This window comes from Pseudomonas sp. Tof1 (assembly GCF_055390395.1).
On record NZ_AP024344.1, the window covers coordinates 1,694,544 to 1,711,935 of the forward strand.

The window sequence follows — 17,392 nt, forward strand, 5'->3', positions numbered from 1 at the left end:
GCGTTTTCACTGCCGATTACAGGCTGAAATCACCCTCGGCCGCCAGTGCGCTCACCGGCTCGCGTGGGCTCGGTACTTCCCGGGCCTGCAGGTATTCGGCGAGGCTGGCCTTGTCGCCCAGCTTGCCGACCGCCACCGCCGCGTGCAGAGCGTAGCCGTCCGGAATCTTCAGCTCCTTGCGGGCCAGTTCCTGATCGAAGCCGGCCATGCCGTGGGTGTGCCAGCCGCTCTGGCTGGCCTGCAGGGCCAGGTAGCCCCAGGCCGTGCCGGTGTCGAAGGTGTGCCACAGGGCCGGGGTTTCCTCGGCGGCGCCAGGCACCTTGAAGGTGGTTTTCGAGATCACGATCACCAGCGCGGAGGCATGCTGCGCCCAGCCGCGGTTGAACTCGTTGAGCAGGCCGAGGAAGCGTTCCCAGTTCGGCGTGTCGCGACGGGCGTAGAGAAAGCGCCATGGCTGCGAGTTGTAGGCCGATGGCGCCCAGCGTGCGGCTTCGAAGAAGCTCAGCAGGGTTTCTTCCGGGATGGCTTCGCCGGTAAAGGCGCGGGGCGACCAGCGTTGGGTGAACTGGGCATCGATGGGATAGTCGGCGACACGTGGGTTGGCACTCATGGGCGATTCCTGACTGGAGTCCGAAGTGAAGGGAGTTGGGGCGACCCTGGCCGCTGGCGCGGTGTCCGGTCGTGATGCCCGGCCCGTCTACAGTCCGCTTCGTGCGGCGCGGAGGAGCGCTAATGGCAGTTGGCTAGCGGGCTTTGGGGCCATCAAAACTACTGTGCCCGGGCGCGGCTGACAAGCTTTCATCAACCGACAGTCGCCAATGCTTGGCCCTTTGCGGCCCGGGCACTAGACTGGCGACCTTTTCACTACCCGATGCAGATGTCTGAACCATGGCCGCAAAAGTCGAACCCTTCTGGATACGCAAGACCCTCGATCAGCTCGATCAGGAAGAATGGGAGTCGCTGTGCGACGGCTGCGGCCTGTGCTGCCTGCAAAAGCTCGAGGATGAAGAGGACAATAGCGTCTACTACACGCGGATCGCCTGCAAGCTGCTGGACCTCAAGACCTGCCAGTGCACCGACTACAGCAACCGCCGCGCCTCGGTGCCCGACTGCATCCAGCTCACGCCGGGCAAGGCCGACGAGTTCAAGTGGTTGCCGCCGACCTGCGGTTATCGACTGGTCAGCGAGGGCAAGGACCTGCCGCTCTGGCACCATCTGGTCTGCGGCGATCGCGACGCGGTACACCACGAGCGCATTTCCCAGTCCGGCCGGATGCTGGCCGAGGGCAGCGTGCCCGAAGACGACTGGGAAGACCATCTGATTTTCCGCGCCGGTTGATCGGCGGGCCCGAGGGAGTGTTTATGCCGGTGCGTTGCCGACTGTTGGCGGGGTCGCTGCTGTTGATGCTGGCCGGCTCCGCCTGGGCCGGGAAGAAAGTCGACCTGGATTACCACTTGCGCCTGTTGCCGCAGAGCGACCAGGTCGAAGTGCGCCTGACCCTGGCCCAGGGTTCGGCGGTGCGCAGCCTGGATTTCGACCTCGGCGCCCAGGGCTACTACACCGACTTCAAGGCCGACGGCCAATGGCTGACGCGGCCGGATCAGGCCGGCACCAGCAGTCGCGGCATCTGGCGTCCGGCCGCCGGCAAGGCGAGCCTGAGCTATCGGGTGAGCATCAGCCACCCGCGCCGCAATGGCACCTTCGATACCCGCATGACCAGTCACTGGGCCCTGCTGCGGGGCGAGGAACTGGTCCCACCGGCGCACCTGGACCAGCAGGACGGTACCGAACTGGTGTCGCGACTGGACGTGGAACTGCCCAACGGCTGGAAAAGCGTCGAGACCGCCTGGCCGCGGATCGGCAGGAACCGCTTTCGCGTCGATAACGTCTCGCGGCTGTTCGACCGCCCGGCCGGCTGGCTGCTGGCCGGCGATCTCGGCAGCCGGCGCACACGGCTGGGCGAAACCGAGGTGACGGTCGCTGCGCCGCGGGGCGAGGGCATGCGGCGGATGGATGTGCTCACGCTGCTGACTTTCGTCTGGCCCAAGCTGCAGGAGGTGTTTCCGCGCAACCCGGCGAAACTGCTGGTGGTCGGGGCCGGGGAACCGATGGTGCGGGGGCCCGCGCAAGCCATGACTCGATCTACCTGCACAGCACCGGGCCGTTGATCGGCGAGTCGGGGGCCAGCCCGCTGGTGCGGGAACTGGTGCATGTCTTTGGCCGGATCAACGATAGCCACCGCAGCGACTGGATCGGCGAAGGCCTGGCGGAGTACTACGCCATCGAGCTGGTGCGACGCGCCGGGGGCATGAGCGAGGAGCGCTACCGGGCGGTGCAGGCGAAGCTGGCGCGCAGCGGACACAAGGTCGCCAGCTTGCGGGGCGAGCAGGTGAGCGGGGCGACGGTGGCCCGGGCGGTCTTGCTGCTGCAGGAACTGGACCGGGAAATTCGCCAGCAGACCGATAACCGGCACTCGCTGGACGACGTGAGCCGGGCGGCGATGCGCCTGGATACGGTGACCACCGAGGAGTTCATCCAGTTGAGCGAAAGCGTGCTGGGTGGGCCGTCGAAGGTGTTGGCGACCGACCTGCTGAAGTAAACCTTTGGGTTTGTGGCGAAGTTGAGTACCTGTTCGCGGATAAATCCGGCTCCCACAAGGTATCGCAGCGATCAATATTCCATGAACGATGCAAAGCTGTGGGAGCCGGATTTATCCGCGAAAGGGCCTTACGGCGCGTCGCATGAATCAGGCCTTCGGTGTTTCCAGCGAATCGTTGCCCGTCACCGTCGCGGTGCGCGTCGCCATTTCGGCATTGGCCTTCATCTGCCGCAGCTCGTCCGCCGCCCGCTCGACCTTGCCACGCACCCCTTCCAGGTCGCGACGGCCTTTCTCCAGCAGGCTCTTGGCCGAGCTGTGACCGGTGATGCCACGGGCCAGCGCGACGCCGCCGATGGCGACCTGGATCAGGCCGAACACACCGCCACGGCGCAGGCCCTTGCCGACCATGACCACGCCGCCGGCGAGGGAGCCGAGCCGCTCCCAGCCCTGGACGTTCTGTTGCGCTGCCGGGGACTGGAACGGCGTGGAGTCGATGCGCTGCAGGGTTTTTCTGTCGCTCATGATCTGTCTCCTCAAGTGGCGGGTGGATAGACTGCAGACTGCCGGAACCTGCGACAGGTTCCTCCAGGTACTCAGAACCTGGGGCCCGAACGGGTGTTGTTGCCCTTGGCCAGGCGGTCGTAGAGCACCACGTTGACGGTGGCGGCCAGGTTCATGCAGCCGGTGGTGGGGATGTACACCACGTCCTCGCACCAGTCGCGGATGTCCTTGTCCAGCGAGCCGTCTTCCGGGCCGAAGATGTACAGCGCGCGATCGGGATGGGTGTACTCCGGCAGCGGGCGGGCGCCTTCCACCAGTTCGACGGCGACCGGGATACAGCCCAGGGGCAGGATCTTCTTCAGGTCGTCGATGCCGATCAGCGGGATGTCCTGGTGCACCTTCTTGGTGTCGGTGACGAAATCCCGGGCCCGCTCGTAGCGCTTGCCGGTGTAGAACACCGAGGCCACGCCGTAGCAGCCAGCCGCACGCATCACCGAACCGACGTTCTCCGGTGACTTGGGGTTATACAAACCGATGCAGCTGTACCTTTTGTTTGCCACGAGCCGGGTGCCTTCCAGGAAAAAGACGCGAGTATACCGGCAACGCTGCCGGGCGTGATGCCTGTCGCGATCGAGGGCTGGAGGCTGCCCGCCGGGTGACGGGCTACGGTGCGGGGCTTACTCGTCTTTCTTCAACATCCCGGCCAGGGCGGCGAACGGGTTGTGGGTGGCCTTGGCGATCTTCGGGCTGCTCAGGGAGCTGTCGCCGAAATACTGCTGGTCGGTATAGCGCGAGTGTTCGTTGTCGTGGCAGAACAGGCAGAGCAGTTCCCAGTTGGAGCCGTCCTGCGGGTTGTTGTCGTGGTTGTGGTCGCGATGGTGCACGGTCAGTTCGCTCAGGCGCTTGCCGGAAAATTCACGGGCGCAGCGGCCGCAGACGTGCGGGTACATCTTCAGCGCCTTGTCACGATAGCCCATCTCCTTGTCGCGTTTGGCATCGGCGAGGATGCGGTCCAGCTTGGCGGTAGGGGAGGGAGGGTTGGTCGAACTCATGGGTTCACCTTGTCGAATGGATTGATGACGATCATGCCGTGAAGTCTAGGCTGTGTACGAAATTGTTTGAAACGCAGGTTAGGCAAGGCAAAAACCGGCGAGGAAGCGGAGTTTACTGGAGTAAATGAGCATTCCGAGCCGGTTTTTAACGCCGCATAACCAAGTTTCAAGCGATTTCGTACATAGCCTAGCGCAGTTCCCCGGCTTTTCGGTGAATGGCGCCGTGCGGCACGGGGCGCGGCGAGGATGGATTTCATCGGGAGGTGATTGAGCGAGGCAAAATGTTCGCGTTGCGAGTAGCCTGTAGCAGACAGATTGCTGGAGCTATCGATGAAAGGCATGACCCTGGCGGCCGTTGTGTGGGCCGCGCTGACGATGACGTCGGCATGGGCCGAGGACATTGCGCCGGCCCCCGTGACACCCGCTCCGGGCTCCCCGGGCACCGCGACCCCGACACCCTACCCGCAGGTCACCCCTCGCACGCCACCCAAGCCGGGCGAAGCCCTGCCGAGCATCGAGTTGCCGTCGCCGCCCAAGGACCAGACCCTGCCGGGCCTGGAGCAGAACGACAAGACGGACAAGGCCAAGCCGAGTTCGAGTTAAACCTGCTGCGAGAGCAACTGCCCGTCGACCATGCGCAGGCGCCTGGACATCGCGATGGCGATGGCGCGAATGATCTTGGCGGCAATTTTCGGCGCTTCGTTGAGCATCTTTTCCAGGGAGTCCTTGCCCAGGTTCAACAACTGGCAGTGGCTGGCCGCGACGCAACTGGCCGAGCGTCGTTCGCCGTCGAGCACCGCCATCTCGCCAAAGGCCCGGCCGGCGCGCAGGGTGGCGATCACCACGGCCTGGCCGGCCTCGTTGAGTTTCTGCACGTTGACGCTGCCGTGGTGGATGATGCACATGAAGGTGCCGGCATCGCCTTCGTGGAAGATTTCCTCGCCCTTGTCCACGCTGCTGATGCTGAAGTAGCCGGCGGCCGCCTGGCAGTCGGCGGGCAGAAGTTGGCTGAACAGACCGCAGTCCATCAGCATGTCGCGAATTTCGTTATTCAGTGAAGTCGGTTCTGACATGTTTCACGATCTATTGTTGTTGTCCGTTCCCGGCCCGGCGGCGCAGCGTCATGGTCTATGACCATGGCGCCGGGCAGAGTTCCTCAGGCGATGCCCAGAACCTTGAATACGAAGCCATATTCGAGCGCTACGTCACGCAATCCCTGGTAGCGCCCGCTCATGCCGCCATGGCCGGCGCCCAGCTCGGTCTTGAGCAGGAGTAGATGCTCGTCGGTGCGGGTCGCGCGCAATTTCGCCACCCACTTGGCCGCTTCCCAGTACTGCACGCGGCTGTCGTTGTAGCCGGCGATCACCAGCATCGCCGGGTAGTCCTGGGCGCGGACGTTCTCGTAGGGCGCGTAGGCCTTGAGCCGGGCATGCACCTCGGGTTCCTGCGGGTTGCCCCATTCGTCGTATTCGGTGACGGTCAGCGGCAGGTCGGGGTCGAGCATGGTGTTCAGCACATCGACGAACGGCACCTCGGCGATCGCCGCCTGGAACAGTTCCGGGCGCTGGTTGAGCACGGCACCGATCAACAGGCCGCCGGCGCTGCCACCGCTGATCACCAGTTGTCCGGAGGTGGTCAGCCCCTCGGCGATCAGGTGTTCGGCGCAGGCGATGAAGTCGTCGAAGGTGTTCTGCTTGTGCTCCTGCTTGCCGGCGCGATACCAGGCTTCACCCAGTTCGCCGCCCCCGCGCACATGGGCGATGGCAAAGGCCACGCCGCGTTCGAGCAGGCTCAGGCGGGCATGGGAGAACCAGGGGTCGAGGCTTTCGCCATAGGCCCATAGCCGTAGAGGTAGAGCGGGGTGGGCTGGCCCAGCAGCTCGCGCTTGACCACCAGGCTGATCGGCACCCGGGTGCCGTCCGGTGCGCGGGCCCACAGCCGTTGGCTGACGTAGGCGTCGGCATCGAACGGGCCGAGTACCGGCGTCTGCTTGAGTACAGCCTGTTCGCCATTGGCCAGGGTCAGTTGACGGACCTGGGCCGGGCGGTTGAGGGCTTCGTAGCGCAGGCGGATGCAGTCGCTGGTGAACTCCAGGCTGTCCTGCACGTAGAGGCTGTAGGCCGCGTCCGGCAGTTGCACGCGATAGGCCGGCAGGCCTTCGGGGCGTACCTCGATGATCGGCAGGCCGCCTTCGCGCAGGGTCAGGCACAGGGCCCGGGCGTTCAGCGTGACCCCTTCGAGCATCACCTGGTCGTTGTGGGGCACCAGCCGTTGCCAGTCCTCGCGACGGGGAATGCCATCGTCCGCGGCATGGAACAGGGCGAAGTTGATGCCGTCCTGGTTGCTGCGGATGAACCAGCACCACTGGCCCTGGTAGCGACCGTGGTCGACGGAGTATTCGTGGCCTTCGACCCGCGTCGCCAGGCAGGCGAAGGGCTGGTCCGGCGTGTCGGCGTCGAGCACCCAGGCTTCGCTGGTGGTCTTGCTGCCCAGCATCGCCACCAGTTGCCGTTCGGAGCTGCTGCGGTAGCAGTGCAGGAAGAAGCGGCCGTCTGGCTCATGCAGGACTTGCTCGGCACCCTCCTGGCCCAGCACATGGCGATACAGCTTGTGTGGGCGGTGGGTGTCGTCCAGTTCGCCGAAGAACAGCGTGCGGCTGTCGTTGGCCCAGGTCATGCTGCCGTCGCAGTCGTCGAAGGGCAGCTCGCTGACGCTGCCGCTGTCGAGTTCCTTGACGTACAGGCGGTAGACCTCGTCGCCGCTGGTATCCAGGCTGTAGGCCAGGCGCTGGTGGTCCGGACTGACGCTGAAGCTGCCGAGGGACAGGAAGCCGCCAGCGGCCAGCACATTGGGGTCGAGCAGCAGTTGCTCGGCACCTTCATCCACCGTCAGGCTGCCATCGGCCGGGCGTGGGCAGCGGTAGTGGCGGGCGTACTCGTCGCCGGCGGTGGTGCGGGTGTAATACAGGAACGGCCCCCAGGGCGAGGGCAGGGACAGGTCGGTTTCGAGGATCCGTCCCTTGATTTCCTCGAACAGCGTTTCGCGCAGTTCGGCCTGGTCGGCCAGTTGCGCCTGCTGGTAGCTGTTTTCGGCCTTGAGGTAATCGAGCACCGCCTCGCTGTCGCGCTCCTGCAACCAGGCGTAGGGATCGGGACCTTGGTCCTTGCGGGCAATCGGGGCGCTGCTGATGGCGGCTTTGCGGGACATGGGCACTCTCTGTCTTGAGGATCGCTGACGGCGATGCAGCCGGGCCGGCGAAAAGCCGTTATCATAAGCCCCTCATTGCCAGCCTTGCCATGGACACCATGACCGAGAACGACTATCTGATCGCCTGGGGTTGCTACGCCTTTGCCGCCTTGGGCTGCCTGTTGGTGTGGTTTCGCCTGACCCGCTGGACCTGGCGCTGGTTGCGCGAGCCGCTGCGCCTGCTGGTGGCGGTGCTGCTGTTCAGCCCGACCATTCTCGATCCGGTGAAGGAGCGGTTCGCCCCGGCGGTCGCCATTACCGCCCTGGACCTGCTGTTCAAGGTCGGCAACAACGCCTGGCGCGCGGTTTCCGACCTGTTCATGTACCTGGTCATCGCCGCCGGCGTGTACCTGGTCTTCGTCCTGATCCGCTGGCCGCTCGAGCGTTCGAGCAAGGCCCGCAAGCTGCAGGCCGAAGCCGCTGCCGCCGCGGCCCGTGCCGAGATCGAGGCCGACGACCAGCCGTTCGCCGCCGAGCGCCAGGAGCGTCCACGCCGTCCGCCGCCTGCCGCTGGTGCCGGCCGCCAGCGGGTCGAGCCGCGCTTGTAGGCGCGTTGCAGCATTCAAGCGAGAGTCCGAGCATGTGTGAATTGTTGGGCATGAGCGCCAATGTGCCGACCGATATCGTTTTCAGCTTTACCGGGCTGATGCAGCGCGGCGGGCGTACCGGCCCCCATCGCGACGGATGGGGCATCGGTTTCTACGAAGGGCGTGGCTTGCGGGTGTTCCAGGATCCGGCGGCGAGCTGCGATTCGGAAGTCGCGCAACTGGTGCAGCGTTATCCGATCAAGAGCGAAGTGGTGATCGGGCATATCCGCCAGGCCAACGTCGGCAAGGTCTGCCTGTCCAATACCCATCCGTTCGTCCGTGAGTTGTGGGGGCGCAACTGGTGTTTTGCCCATAACGGCCAGTTGGCGGACTTCCAGCCGCGGCACAGCTTCTATCGCCCGGTCGGCGACACCGACAGCGAAGCGGCCTTCTGCGACCTGCTCAACCGTATCCGCGAAGCCTTTCCCGAACCGGTGGAAGTGGAGCAACTGTTGCCATCGCTGGTGGCCGCCTGCGCCGAGTATCGCGGCAAGGGTGTGTTCAACTGCCTGCTCAGCGACGGCGACTGGCTGTTCTGCTACTGCTCGACCAAACTGGCGCAGATCACCCGGCGCGCGCCGTTCGGCCCGGCCCGCCTGAAGGACGTCGACGTGATCGTCGACTTCCAGGCCGAGACCACGCCCAACGACGTGGTCACTGTGATCGCCACCGAACCCCTGACCGAAAACGAGACCTGGACCCGCTACGAGCCGGGGCAATGGAGCCTGTGGCGACGCGGCGAATGCGTCAGCCAGGGCCGGACTGAACAAGGACACCCGTCATGTGGTTGAGTTACCTGCGCTTGATACTGTTTACCCTGGGGCTGCTGCTCGGTGTCCAGGTGCCCGGCTTTCTCAGTGACTACACCAAGCGGGTCGAAGCCCACCTGATCGAGGCGCAGACCAGCCTGCAAGGCTTCCAGAAGACCGCCGAGCAGTTCTTCGGCGGCGACCTGCAGAAACTGGTGGCGCATTACCGTGCCAGTGACGACCCGGTGTTCCGCAGCGATGCCGACAGCCTCGGCAACCTGCTCAATCGCCAGCGCCTGCTGGACGACCAGTTCCAGGCGATGCAGGGCCCCTGGTACAAGCGCGCCTTGCAGGTGGCCTATGCCGCCGACCCGGCGATCCGCCAGGAAACCCTGCAGGGCTACACCTACCAGGTATTGCTGTCGCCCGAGGCGATCGGTTGGGCCATGGGCGGTGCGTTGCTCTTCTCCTTCGTGATCGAAGGTTTCTTCCGCCTGGTGGACTGGGTGGTGCTGGGCGGCAAGCGCCAGCGTGAGCGCCTGGCGCGGCGCGAGCGGGGCTGGTGATCCCGCCGCTGTAGGAGCGTGGCTTGCCCGCGAAGCTTTTAGCGGTCTTGAGGCCCCATTCGCGGGCAAGCCACGCTCCTACAGAGCCTTGTGCAGCCCTGGCGGTCACGCCTTCTTCAGCACCACATGCTGCTGCCCCATCTTGTCGGCATAATCATGCAGCACCTGTTGGCACAGTGCGACGATCTCCTCCACCAGCTCTTCGCCGGCCCGCCAGGACACCACCACCTCCAGGTTCGGTGGGCGCTCCTGCAACGCCAGCAGGGTCAATTCGTTCCGGGCCAGTTCCTCGCTGACCAGCGCCAGCGGTAAGGCGCCGATCCCGAAGCCATCGCGCAGCAGGCGGGTGATCGCCGACACCGAGTTCACGCAATTGAGTCGTGGCGCAGAAACCCCATGGGCCTGCAGCAGGGCGAGCAGTTCCTGGTGCGGCCGGGAGTTCTTCGAGAAGGTGACGATCCGCTCCTGCGCAACATCCGTCAGGCTCAGGTACTCGCGGTTGTAGAGCGAATGGCTCGCCACCACCCAGCTCATCGGGTAGCTGGCCAGCTCCAGGCTGCGGATGGACTCCTGGCGCAGCGGGTCGGTCTGCAGGATCAGGTCGAGGAAGCCCTTGTGCAACTGCTCGGCCAGGTTCAGCGCGGTATCGGCCACCAGCTCGATCTCCACCCGCGGGAAGCGCTCGGTCAGCTGTGCCACCAGCGGGCTGAGCCAGGTGTGGATCACCGTGTCCATCACGCCGATCCGCAGGCGGCCGACCTTGGTCGAGCCGGGTTCGATGGCGTGCTTGAGCGCCTGCATCGTATCGAGCATGCGTTCGGCGTGGTCGAGCACCTTCAGCCCTTCGGGCGTCAGCTTGACCCCGCGTGAATCGCGCAGGAACAGCTTGACCCCCAGTTCGCTTTCGAGCACGGCGATCCGGCTGGAAATGGCGGCCTGGGTAGTGAACAGCTTGTCCGCGGTCAGGCGGAAACTCTTGAGCCGGGCGACCCAGACGAAGGTTTCGAGAAACTTGAGATTCATGCAATCAACTTTTCTTATGTCTGGGAACGGCTTTTATTAGTTGGACGCGCCGGGCGGGCACCCTCGAGAATGGCCCAGGCCGACGAATTACCATAAGCATTGCCGACCCCCAGGGCAATGCCCACAGCCCACAGGAGCAGCTACCGTGAGCCGCCTGCTACTCAATTGCGATATCGGTGAAAGTTACGGCAACTGGACCATGGGTCTGGATGCGCAAGTCATGCCCTTCATCGACTGTGCCAACATCGCCTGCGGCTATCACGCCGGCGACCCGAGCATCATGCGCAAGACCGTCAGCCTGGCCCTGTCCAATGACGTGCGGATCGGCGCCCATCCGGCCTATCCGGACCTGGTCGGTTTCGGCCGCCGCTCCATGGCCTGCACGCCCCAGGAAATCCAGGACCTGCTGCATTACCAGATCGGCGCACTGGACGGCATCTGCCGGGCCCAGGGCGCGCGGGTCAGCTATGTCAAACCCCATGGCGCGCTGTACAACGACATGATGGCCAACCCGCAGCAGCTGCGTTCGGTGGTCCAGGCGATCGCCGCCTACGACCGCGAACTGCCCCTGATGCTGCTGGCGATGCGCGACAACAGCGCGGCCCAGGCCCTGGCCGACGAGTTCGGCGTGACCCTGTGGTTCGAAGCCTTTGCCGATCGCGCCTACGACCCCGAAGGTCGTCTGGTGTCCCGGCAGTTGCCGGGGGCCGTGCACCATGAGCCGCAGCGGATCATCGAGCAGGCCCTGACCATTGCCCGTGGCGACGACCTGACCGCCAGCGACGGCAGTGCCCTGCGCCTGCACGCCGACACCCTGTGCGTGCATGGCGACAATGCCAGTTCGGTCGAGGCCGTTCAGCGCATTCGCGAGGCCCTCGACCGGCAGGCGACCCCATGAGCGCGGCGCCGATGAAGCCGCGTATCGAAGTGGTGGCGATCGATTGCCTGATGGTGCGTCTGTTTGACGTGATCGCCGAAGAGAACATGCCGTGGATGCTCGCTGCCAGTGAACGCCTGCGGGCCGGCTTCGGTGGACATCTGGTCGACCTGGTGCCGTCCTACACCACCCTGATGGTGCATTACGACCTGACCCGACTGAGCCCGGGCCAGGCTCGGGAGTTGATCGCCGAGGCGTTGAGCGATCTGCAGCCCAATGCCTCGACCGGAGGCCGGTGCCACGTGCTGCCGGTGTGGTACGACCTGAGCGTCGGCCCGGAACTGCGCCTGCTGTCCGAGCGCAGCGGTTGGTCGGTCAGCGAAGTGATTCGCCAGCACAGCGAGCGCGAGTATCAGGTCTTCGCCCTCGGCTTCGCGCCAGGGTTCGCCTTCATGGGGCTGGTGGTCGAACCGTTGGCGGCGCCGCGGCTCGATACCCCGCGCAAGAAGGTGGCGGCGGGCAGCGTCGGCATCGCCGAACGCCAGACCGCGGCCTATCCGGTGGTGTCGCCGGGGGGCTGGAACCTGATCGGGCGTACCCCGAGCAAGCTGTTCGACCGTGAGCGGGACGGCTACAGCCTGATGCAGCCGGGCGATACGGTGCGTTTTGCGGCGGTCGAGCATGCCGAGTTCATCCGCCTGGGTGGCGACGATACGCCTTTGGAGGCCCTTGCATGAGTCATCTGTCGATCGAGGTCAGCACCCGGCTGTGCCTGTTGCAGGACCGTGGGCGGTTCGGTGTGCGTCATCTGGGTGTGACCCAGGGTGGGGCGTTGGACTGGGTGTCGATGGCCTGGGCCAACCGGCTGCTGGGCAACTCGCTGGATGCGCCGGTGGTGGAAATCACCTTGGGTGGATTTGCCGTGGTTGCGCAGGAAACCTGCTGTCTGGCCCTGGCCGGGGCCGATCTCGGTGCCCAGGTGGACGGGCAGGCGCTGGCGCCCTGGCGCAGCTTTATCCTGGAGGCCGGGCAGCGCCTGCAATTTACCCAGCCACTGCTGGGCGCGCGGGCGTATCTTGCGGCGCCCGGCGGTTTCGTCGCGCCGAAGGTACTGGGCAGCAGCGCCTGTGTGGCGCGTGAGGAACTGGGTGGCCTGGATGGCCTGGGGCAGCCGTTGCACAAGGGCGATAGCCTGCGCTATGCCGGGACAGCGGTGACGCCAGCGGCGGTGCCGGCCGCGCAGGTTCCCGACTTCCAGGCCGAGGCCACGCTGCAGGTGGTGCTCGGTGCGCAGATCGGCGAATTCAGCGGGCAGAGCCTGTTCGATGCGTTCAACAGTCCCTGGACCCTCGACAGCCGCGGCGACCGCATGGGGATCCGCCTGCTCGGGGCGGAGTTGAAGTACCAGGGGCGGCCGATGATTTCCGAGGGGATACCGCTGGGGGCGATCCAGGTTCCGCCGGATGGGCAGCCGATCGTGCTGCTCAACGATCGGCAGACCATCGGCGGTTATCCGCGCCTGGGCGCCTTGACGCCATTGTCGCTGGCGCGGTTGGCGCAGTGCCTGCCGGGCAGTGGGGTGCGACTGGTACCGACGGTGCAGGAGTCGGCGCACCGGCAGCACATCGAGTTCATCAGCCGGTTTGCCTGAGGCCCCAAAAGCTTCGCGGGCAAGCCACGCTTCTACAGGGTGTTGATCGTTCACAAGTCCGATGAACGTCTGCGCCCTGCAGGGGCTTGGCTTGCCCGCGAATAGGCCATCAAGCGATTTCACCTCACTTGGACAGAAACCGCATCCCTTCTTCCAGGCCCCGCAGGGTCAGCGGATACATCTGGTCCTCGATCAGGTCGCGCACGATGTTGGTCGAAGACGTGTACCCCCAGGTGTCCTTCGGATACGGGTTGATCCAGATGAGCTTCTTGTATTTCTCCATGAAGCGCTGCATCCACACGTAGCCCGGCTCTTCGTTCCAGTGCTCGACGCTGCCGCCGGCCTGGGTGATCTCGTAGGGCGCCATCGCCGCATCGCCGACGAACACCACCTTGTAGTCGGCGCCGTACTTGTGCAGCAGGTCCTGGGTCGAGGTACGCTCCGAGCTGCGGCGCAGGTTGTTCTTCCACACCGACTCGTAGATGAAGTTGTGGAAGTAGAAGTACTCCAGGTGCTTGAACTCGGTCTTGCAGGCCGAGAACAGTTCCTCGCAGATCTTCACGTGGGCGTCCATCGAACCGCCGATATCGAACAGCAGCAACAGCTTGACCGTGTTGCGTCGCTCCGGCCGCATCCGGATGTTCAGCAGACCGGCGTCACGGGCGGTATGGTCGATGGTGCCGTCGATGTCCAGCTCTTCCGCGGCGCCCTGGCGGGCGAACTTGCGCAGGCGCCGCAAGGCCACCTTGATGTTGCGGGTGCCGAGTTCGACCTGGTCGTCGAGGTTCTTGTATTCGCGCTGGTCCCAGACCTTGACCGCCTTGCCCTGGCGCTTGCCGGCATCGCCGACGCGAATGCCTTCCGGGTTGAAACCGCCCGAGCCGAACGGGCTGGTGCCGCCGGTACCGATCCACTTGTTGCCGCCGGCATGGCGTTCCTTCTGTTCCTCCAGGCGTTTCTTGAACTCCTCGATCAGCTTGTCCAGGCCGCCGAGGGACTGGATCTGCGCGCGTTCCTCGTCGCTCAGCGAGCGCTCGAACTCCTTGCGCAGCCAATCCTCGGGGATCAGCGCCTGCAGGTGGTCGTCGAGCTTTTCCAGGCCGTTGAAGTAGGCGCCGAAGGCCCGGTCGAACTTGTCGAAATGCCGTTCGTCCTTGACCAGGATCGCCCGCGCCAGGTAGTAGAACTCGTCCATGTCGGCGAAGGTCACGCGCTGTTTCAGCGCGTTGATCAGGTCGAGCAGCTCGCGCACCGACACCGGCACCTTGGCCGCGCGCATTTCATTGAACAGGTTGAGCAGCATGGCTATTGCCCTTCAATGGTTTAACGGCTGCCGCGACGGCTCATGAAGGCCAGGCGTTCCAGTAGCTGGACATCCTGCTCGTTCTTGACCAGCGCACCGGCCAGCGGCGGGATGGCCTTGGTCGGATCGCGCTCGCGCAGCACCGCCTCGCCGATGTTGTCGGCCATCAGCAGCTTCAGCCAGTCCACCAGCTCGGAGGTCGACGGCTTTTTCTTCAGGCCCGGCACCTTGCGTACATCGAAGAACACGTCGAGGGCTTCGCTGACCAGGTCTTTCTTGATGTCCGGGTAGTGGACGTCGACGATCTTCTGCAGGGTTTCGCGGTCCGGGAAGGCGATGTAGTGGAAGAAGCAGCGGCGCAGGAAGGCGTCCGGCAGTTCCTTTTCGTTGTTGGAGGTAATGATGATGATCGGGCGCTGCCTGGCCTTGATGGTTTCATCGATCTCGTAGACGTAGAACTCCATCTTGTCGAGTTCCTGCAACAGGTCGTTGGGGAACTCGATATCGGCCTTGTCGATCTCGTCGATCAGCAGGATCACCCGCTCCTCGGACTCGAAGGCCTCCCAGAGCTTGCCCTTCTTCAGGTAGTTGCGCACATCGTGGACCTTGTCCACGCCCAGTTGCGAATCGCGCAGGCGGCTCACCGCGTCGTACTCGTAGAGGCCCTGGTGCGCCTTGGTGGTGGACTTGATGTGCCAGGTGATCAGCTTGGCGCCGAAGGACTCGGCCAGTTGCTCGGCGAGCATGGTCTTGCCGGTGCCGGGCTCGCCCTTGACCAGCAGTGGACGCTCCAGGGTAATGGCGGCGTTGACGGCCAGCTTCAGGTCAGCGGTGGCGACGTAGGCCTGGGTGCCTTCGAACTTCATCTATGCTTCCTCGAACGGTAGCGCCGGCCCGGCAGCGGGCGGCGGGGGAAATTCCATGTTCCGACTATAACGCGGTGTCCGGTCGAGTGTGAACGCAGACGGCTTATTCAGTCTCTGAATGGAGCGTCACATCCTGACCTGGTCAGGCCCGTCAGCCGGTGCCGGGCTTGGGCTGCTCGTAGCGGGCATTGAAGGCCTGGATGAAACCGTTGCGCAATATCTGCAAAAAGGCGGCGAACGCGCTGATATCCTGCTGGTGGACGCTGCCGCTGAGTTCGACGCGGGTGGCGAACTGGTTCTTCTTCTGGTTTTTCAGCAGGGTCTCGCCGGCGCCGACGATGGCTTCCCAGACCGAGCGCAGCAGGCTCTTGTCCTGGTTCTCGACGTCCTGCTGCCAGTCGAACACTTCGACATCGTGCAGCAACGGCTTGATATAGCCGGTGAGCCGGCCCTTGTCGGCCTGGGCCTCGATCACCACGTCGCCGCTGCCGCCGTTGAAGTCGAACTTGCCGTAGGCCGCGGCGAAGTCGTTGACCTTGCGCAGCTCGATGCCGGTGGCCCGCAGGCGGAATTCGAAATCCTCGAAGTTGCTCAGCGGATCGAAGGTGGCGGTGGTTTCCAGGGGCGCGTGGCCGAGCAGCAGGGCCTTGCCTTCGAAACGCGCATCGCGATGGCCCTTGAGGTCGACGATGTTGGTCAGGTTGTAGAGGCTGGCATTGACCTGGGTGGCCTGCAGGTTGACCGGTGGCTGGGAGTTGAAGTTGCGGAAGGTGATGCGCCCGTTGTCGATGCGCACCTCGTTGAGGGTGATCGGCAGCAGTTTGCCCAGTTGGGCGCGCCAGTCGGTGCCCTGACCGGTCTGCGAGGCCTGGCGATTGTTCGCGCCGCCGTCGACGAAGTTCAGTTCCGGTTCGACGAACTGCACCTCGGCCACCACCGCATGGTTTTCCCAGAGGGCTTTCCAGCTCACCGACAGGTCGATCAGCGGCGCCTTGAGGAACGGCACTGGCACCTTGCCGGCGACCTTGACGATTTCCAGCCCGTTGATCCGGTAGGCGCCGCGCCACAGGGCCAGGTCGACATCCGTCACCTGGCCGCGGTAGTCGCCCATGTCGGCGAGCTTTTCATTCAGGTAGTTGCGTACCAGGTAGGGCAGGGCCAGGTTCACCGCCACCACCAGCAGAACAACAATTGCCAGGCCCCACAACGGCCAACTGTAACGACGTTTCATCGACGTGCCCCGCAGACTGTCCATAGGCGATGGACCCCCGGCAACGCGAGACGTTCGCATGACTGGACGCCCGTCACCTCGGGCATACCCTTGTGGGCTAATTCTCAAATGAACATAGGACCTGTCATGAGCCGTATTTTTGCCGACAACGCCCATTCCATCGGTAATACGCCCCTGGTTCAGATCAACCGCATCGCCCCCCGCGGCGTAACCATCCTGGCCAAGATCGAAGGGCGCAACCCGGGGTATTCGGTGAAGTGCCGGATCGGCGCGAACATGATCTGGGACGCCGAAAGCAGCGGCCGCCTCAAGCCGGGCATGACCATCGTCGAGCCGACCTCCGGCAACACCGGCATCGGCCTGGCCTTCGTCGCCGCCGCCCGCGGTTACAAGCTGCTGCTGACCATGCCGGCGTCCATGAGCATCGAGCGGCGCAAGGTGCTCAAGGCCCTGGGGGCCGAACTGGTGCTGACCGAGCCGGCCAAGGGCATGAAAGGCGCTATCGAGAAGGCCGGTGAAATCGTCAACAGCGATCCGGCCCGGTACTTCATGCCGGCGCAGTTCGACAACCCGGCCAACCCGGCGATCCACGAAAAGACCACCGGTCCGGAAATCTGGAACGACACCGATGGCGCGGTCGACGTGCTGGTGGCTGGCGTCGGCACCGGCGGCACCATCAGCGGCGTTTCGCGCTACATCAAGCAGACCCAGGGCAAGCCGATCCTCTCGGTGGCGGTGGAACCGGTGACGTCGCCGGTGATCACCCAGACCCTGGCCGGGCAGGAGGTCAAGCCGTCGCCGCACAAGATCCAGGGCATCGGTGCCGGTTTCGTGCCGAAGAACCTCGACCTGTCGATGGTCGACCGGGTCGAGCTGGTGACCGACGAGGAGTCCAAGGCCATGGCCCTGCGGCTGATGCAGGAGGAGGGCATCCTCTGTGGCATCTCCTGTGGCGCGGCGATGGCGGTGGCCGTGCGCCTGGCGGAAACCCCGGAGATGCAGGGCAAGACCATCGTCGTGGTGCTGCCGGACTCCGGCGAGCGCTACCTGTCTAGCATGCTCTTCAGCGACCTGTTCACCGAGCAGGAAAACCAGCAGTAACAGGCGTGTCGGCGCCGGCCTTTTTCCCACAGGCCGGCTT

Annotated in this window: 19 protein-coding genes and 2 pseudogenes; 10 read left to right on the plus strand and 11 right to left on the minus strand. The window is 64.7% G+C overall.

Annotated elements, in window-relative coordinates; genetic code table 11:
- Positions 1-16: 16 nt before the first annotated feature.
- The gene (locus ACZ5KU_RS07825) at positions 17-610 is read right to left on the minus strand and encodes a nitroreductase family protein (RefSeq protein WP_054061385.1); all 594 of its coding nucleotides are present in this window, start codon (positions 608-610) and stop codon (positions 17-19) included.
- Positions 611-888: 278 nt separating this feature from the next.
- Between ACZ5KU_RS07825 and ACZ5KU_RS07830 the strand changes: the two genes are divergently transcribed.
- Together ACZ5KU_RS07830 and ACZ5KU_RS07835 are read left to right on the plus strand one after the other, a co-directional pair.
- Entirely contained in the window at positions 889-1,338 is a 450-nt protein-coding gene (locus tag ACZ5KU_RS07830; RefSeq protein ID WP_054061384.1) for a YcgN family cysteine cluster protein, read from the plus strand.
- 23 nt (positions 1,339-1,361) lie between these two features.
- A pseudogene (locus ACZ5KU_RS07835) lies at positions 1,362-2,599 on the plus strand (hypothetical protein).
- Between the two features lie 147 nt (positions 2,600-2,746).
- On the opposite strand, the gene ACZ5KU_RS07840 reads toward ACZ5KU_RS07835, so the two are convergent.
- From ACZ5KU_RS07840 to ACZ5KU_RS07855, 4 genes are all read right to left on the minus strand, one after another.
- Positions 2,747-3,121, minus strand: coding sequence for a YgaP family membrane protein (locus ACZ5KU_RS07840; RefSeq protein ID WP_054064030.1), 375 nt, complete (start codon positions 3,119-3,121; stop codon positions 2,747-2,749).
- A 71-nt stretch (positions 3,122-3,192) separates the two neighbouring features.
- A complete protein-coding gene (locus ACZ5KU_RS07845) occupies positions 3,193-3,660 on the minus strand; it encodes an RNA methyltransferase (RefSeq protein WP_054064031.1) in 468 nt (155 codons plus the stop codon).
- 117 nt (positions 3,661-3,777) lie between these two features.
- A complete protein-coding gene (locus tag ACZ5KU_RS07850) occupies positions 3,778-4,152 on the minus strand; it encodes a YajD family HNH nuclease (protein WP_054061381.1) in 375 nt (124 codons plus the stop codon).
- A complete protein-coding gene (locus ACZ5KU_RS07855; RefSeq protein ID WP_464737003.1) occupies positions 4,149-4,493 on the minus strand; it encodes a hypothetical protein in 345 nt (114 codons plus the stop codon). Before ACZ5KU_RS07855 ends, ACZ5KU_RS07850 begins: the two co-directional genes overlap by 4 nt.
- Here ACZ5KU_RS07855 and ACZ5KU_RS07860 point away from each other — a divergent pair.
- The gene (locus tag ACZ5KU_RS07860) at positions 4,483-4,755 is read left to right on the plus strand and encodes a hypothetical protein (RefSeq protein WP_054061380.1); all 273 of its coding nucleotides are present in this window, start codon (positions 4,483-4,485) and stop codon (positions 4,753-4,755) included. The genes ACZ5KU_RS07855 and ACZ5KU_RS07860 overlap by 11 nt on opposite strands.
- Here the strand turns inward: ACZ5KU_RS07860 and ACZ5KU_RS07865 are convergent.
- Complete coding sequence (locus ACZ5KU_RS07865; RefSeq protein ID WP_054061379.1) at positions 4,752-5,225, minus strand: cyclic nucleotide-binding domain-containing protein; 474 nt, start codon at positions 5,223-5,225, stop codon at positions 4,752-4,754. The genes ACZ5KU_RS07860 and ACZ5KU_RS07865 overlap by 4 nt on opposite strands.
- Before the next feature lie 83 nt (positions 5,226-5,308).
- A pseudogene (locus ACZ5KU_RS07870) lies at positions 5,309-7,359 on the minus strand (S9 family peptidase).
- Positions 7,360-7,448: 89 nt separating this feature from the next.
- Here ACZ5KU_RS07870 and ACZ5KU_RS07875 point away from each other — a divergent pair.
- The 3 genes from ACZ5KU_RS07875 to ACZ5KU_RS07885 are packed head-to-tail and all read left to right on the plus strand — an operon-like array spanning position 7,449 to position 9,300.
- Positions 7,449-7,946 carry a hypothetical protein gene (locus ACZ5KU_RS07875; protein ID WP_054064032.1) on the plus strand — a complete coding sequence of 166 codons (498 nt, stop codon included), beginning with the start codon at positions 7,449-7,451 and terminating at the stop codon, positions 7,944-7,946.
- A gap of 32 nt (positions 7,947-7,978) precedes the next feature.
- Positions 7,979-8,776 carry a class II glutamine amidotransferase gene (locus ACZ5KU_RS07880; RefSeq protein WP_054064033.1) on the plus strand — a complete coding sequence of 266 codons (798 nt, stop codon included), beginning with the start codon at positions 7,979-7,981 and terminating at the stop codon, positions 8,774-8,776.
- Positions 8,767-9,300 (plus strand): DUF2937 family protein, encoded by a 534-nt coding sequence (locus ACZ5KU_RS07885; RefSeq protein WP_464737004.1) that lies wholly within the window; start codon positions 8,767-8,769, stop codon positions 9,298-9,300. Before ACZ5KU_RS07880 ends, ACZ5KU_RS07885 begins: the two co-directional genes overlap by 10 nt.
- Before the next feature lie 105 nt (positions 9,301-9,405).
- Here ACZ5KU_RS07885 and ACZ5KU_RS07890 read toward each other — a convergent pair whose 3' ends face one another.
- Positions 9,406-10,323, minus strand: a complete 918-nt coding sequence (locus ACZ5KU_RS07890; RefSeq protein ID WP_464737005.1) for a LysR family transcriptional regulator — start codon at positions 10,321-10,323, stop codon at positions 9,406-9,408.
- 145 nt (positions 10,324-10,468) lie between these two features.
- Here ACZ5KU_RS07890 and ACZ5KU_RS07895 point away from each other — a divergent pair, with 145 nt between their 5' ends.
- Genes ACZ5KU_RS07895 through ACZ5KU_RS07905 form a run of 3 tightly spaced genes read left to right on the plus strand, consistent with a single transcriptional unit; the run spans position 10,469 to position 12,851 of the window.
- The gene (locus tag ACZ5KU_RS07895; RefSeq protein ID WP_464737006.1) at positions 10,469-11,221 is read left to right on the plus strand and encodes a 5-oxoprolinase subunit PxpA; all 753 of its coding nucleotides are present in this window, start codon (positions 10,469-10,471) and stop codon (positions 11,219-11,221) included.
- Positions 11,222-11,232: 11 nt separating this feature from the next.
- Positions 11,233-11,937 (plus strand): 5-oxoprolinase subunit B family protein, encoded by a 705-nt coding sequence (locus ACZ5KU_RS07900; protein WP_464737394.1) that lies wholly within the window; start codon positions 11,233-11,235, stop codon positions 11,935-11,937.
- Complete coding sequence (locus ACZ5KU_RS07905; protein WP_464737007.1) at positions 11,934-12,851, plus strand: 5-oxoprolinase subunit C family protein; 918 nt, start codon at positions 11,934-11,936, stop codon at positions 12,849-12,851. Before ACZ5KU_RS07900 ends, ACZ5KU_RS07905 begins: the two co-directional genes overlap by 4 nt.
- Positions 12,852-12,975: 124 nt before the next feature.
- Here the strand turns inward: ACZ5KU_RS07905 and ACZ5KU_RS07910 are convergent, their stop codons facing one another.
- The 3 genes from ACZ5KU_RS07910 to ACZ5KU_RS07920 all read right to left on the minus strand — a co-directional run bounded on the left by ACZ5KU_RS07910 (position 12,976) and on the right by ACZ5KU_RS07920 (position 16,251).
- Positions 12,976-14,154, minus strand: coding sequence for a vWA domain-containing protein (locus ACZ5KU_RS07910; RefSeq protein WP_054058330.1), 1,179 nt, complete (start codon positions 14,152-14,154; stop codon positions 12,976-12,978).
- A gap of 20 nt (positions 14,155-14,174) precedes the next feature.
- Positions 14,175-15,020, minus strand: a complete 846-nt coding sequence (locus ACZ5KU_RS07915) for an AAA family ATPase (protein WP_054058329.1) — start codon at positions 15,018-15,020, stop codon at positions 14,175-14,177.
- A 151-nt stretch (positions 15,021-15,171) separates the two neighbouring features.
- Positions 15,172-16,251: a DUF748 domain-containing protein gene (locus ACZ5KU_RS07920; protein WP_054058338.1), complete on the minus strand. Its 1,080-nt coding sequence runs from the start codon at positions 16,249-16,251 to the stop codon at positions 15,172-15,174.
- Between the two features lie 126 nt (positions 16,252-16,377).
- Here ACZ5KU_RS07920 and cysK point away from each other — a divergent pair, with 126 nt between their 5' ends.
- The gene (gene cysK / locus ACZ5KU_RS07925; protein WP_464737008.1) at positions 16,378-17,352 is read left to right on the plus strand and encodes a cysteine synthase A; all 975 of its coding nucleotides are present in this window, start codon (positions 16,378-16,380) and stop codon (positions 17,350-17,352) included.
- Positions 17,353-17,392 lie beyond the last annotated feature (40 nt).

Coding starts and splice junctions, on each gene's coding strand:
- ACZ5KU_RS07825 (WP_054061385.1), bottom strand. CDS start 610: ATGAGTGCCAACCCACGTGTCGCCGACTATCCCATCGATGCCCAGTTC.
- ACZ5KU_RS07830 (WP_054061384.1), top strand. CDS start 889: ATGGCCGCAAAAGTCGAACCCTTCTGGATACGCAAGACCCTCGATCAG.
- ACZ5KU_RS07840 (WP_054064030.1), bottom strand. CDS start 3,121: ATGAGCGACAGAAAAACCCTGCAGCGCATCGACTCCACGCCGTTCCAG.
- ACZ5KU_RS07850 (WP_054061381.1), bottom strand. CDS start 4,152: ATGAGTTCGACCAACCCTCCCTCCCCTACCGCCAAGCTGGACCGCATC.
- ACZ5KU_RS07860 (WP_054061380.1), top strand. CDS start 4,483: ATGAAAGGCATGACCCTGGCGGCCGTTGTGTGGGCCGCGCTGACGATG.
- ACZ5KU_RS07855 (WP_464737003.1), bottom strand. CDS start 4,493: ATGCCTTTCATCGATAGCTCCAGCAATCTGTCTGCTACAGGCTACTCG.
- ACZ5KU_RS07865 (WP_054061379.1), bottom strand. CDS start 5,225: ATGTCAGAACCGACTTCACTGAATAACGAAATTCGCGACATGCTGATG.
- ACZ5KU_RS07875 (WP_054064032.1), top strand. CDS start 7,449: ATGGACACCATGACCGAGAACGACTATCTGATCGCCTGGGGTTGCTAC.
- ACZ5KU_RS07880 (WP_054064033.1), top strand. CDS start 7,979: ATGTGTGAATTGTTGGGCATGAGCGCCAATGTGCCGACCGATATCGTT.
- ACZ5KU_RS07885 (WP_464737004.1), top strand. CDS start 8,767: ATGTGGTTGAGTTACCTGCGCTTGATACTGTTTACCCTGGGGCTGCTG.
- ACZ5KU_RS07890 (WP_464737005.1), bottom strand. CDS start 10,323: ATGAATCTCAAGTTTCTCGAAACCTTCGTCTGGGTCGCCCGGCTCAAG.
- ACZ5KU_RS07900 (WP_464737394.1), top strand. CDS start 11,233: ATGAAGCCGCGTATCGAAGTGGTGGCGATCGATTGCCTGATGGTGCGT.
- ACZ5KU_RS07905 (WP_464737007.1), top strand. CDS start 11,934: ATGAGTCATCTGTCGATCGAGGTCAGCACCCGGCTGTGCCTGTTGCAG.
- ACZ5KU_RS07910 (WP_054058330.1), bottom strand. CDS start 14,154: ATGCTGCTCAACCTGTTCAATGAAATGCGCGCGGCCAAGGTGCCGGTG.
- ACZ5KU_RS07915 (WP_054058329.1), bottom strand. CDS start 15,020: ATGAAGTTCGAAGGCACCCAGGCCTACGTCGCCACCGCTGACCTGAAG.
- ACZ5KU_RS07920 (WP_054058338.1), bottom strand. CDS start 16,251: ATGAAACGTCGTTACAGTTGGCCGTTGTGGGGCCTGGCAATTGTTGTT.
- cysK (WP_464737008.1), top strand. CDS start 16,378: ATGAGCCGTATTTTTGCCGACAACGCCCATTCCATCGGTAATACGCCC.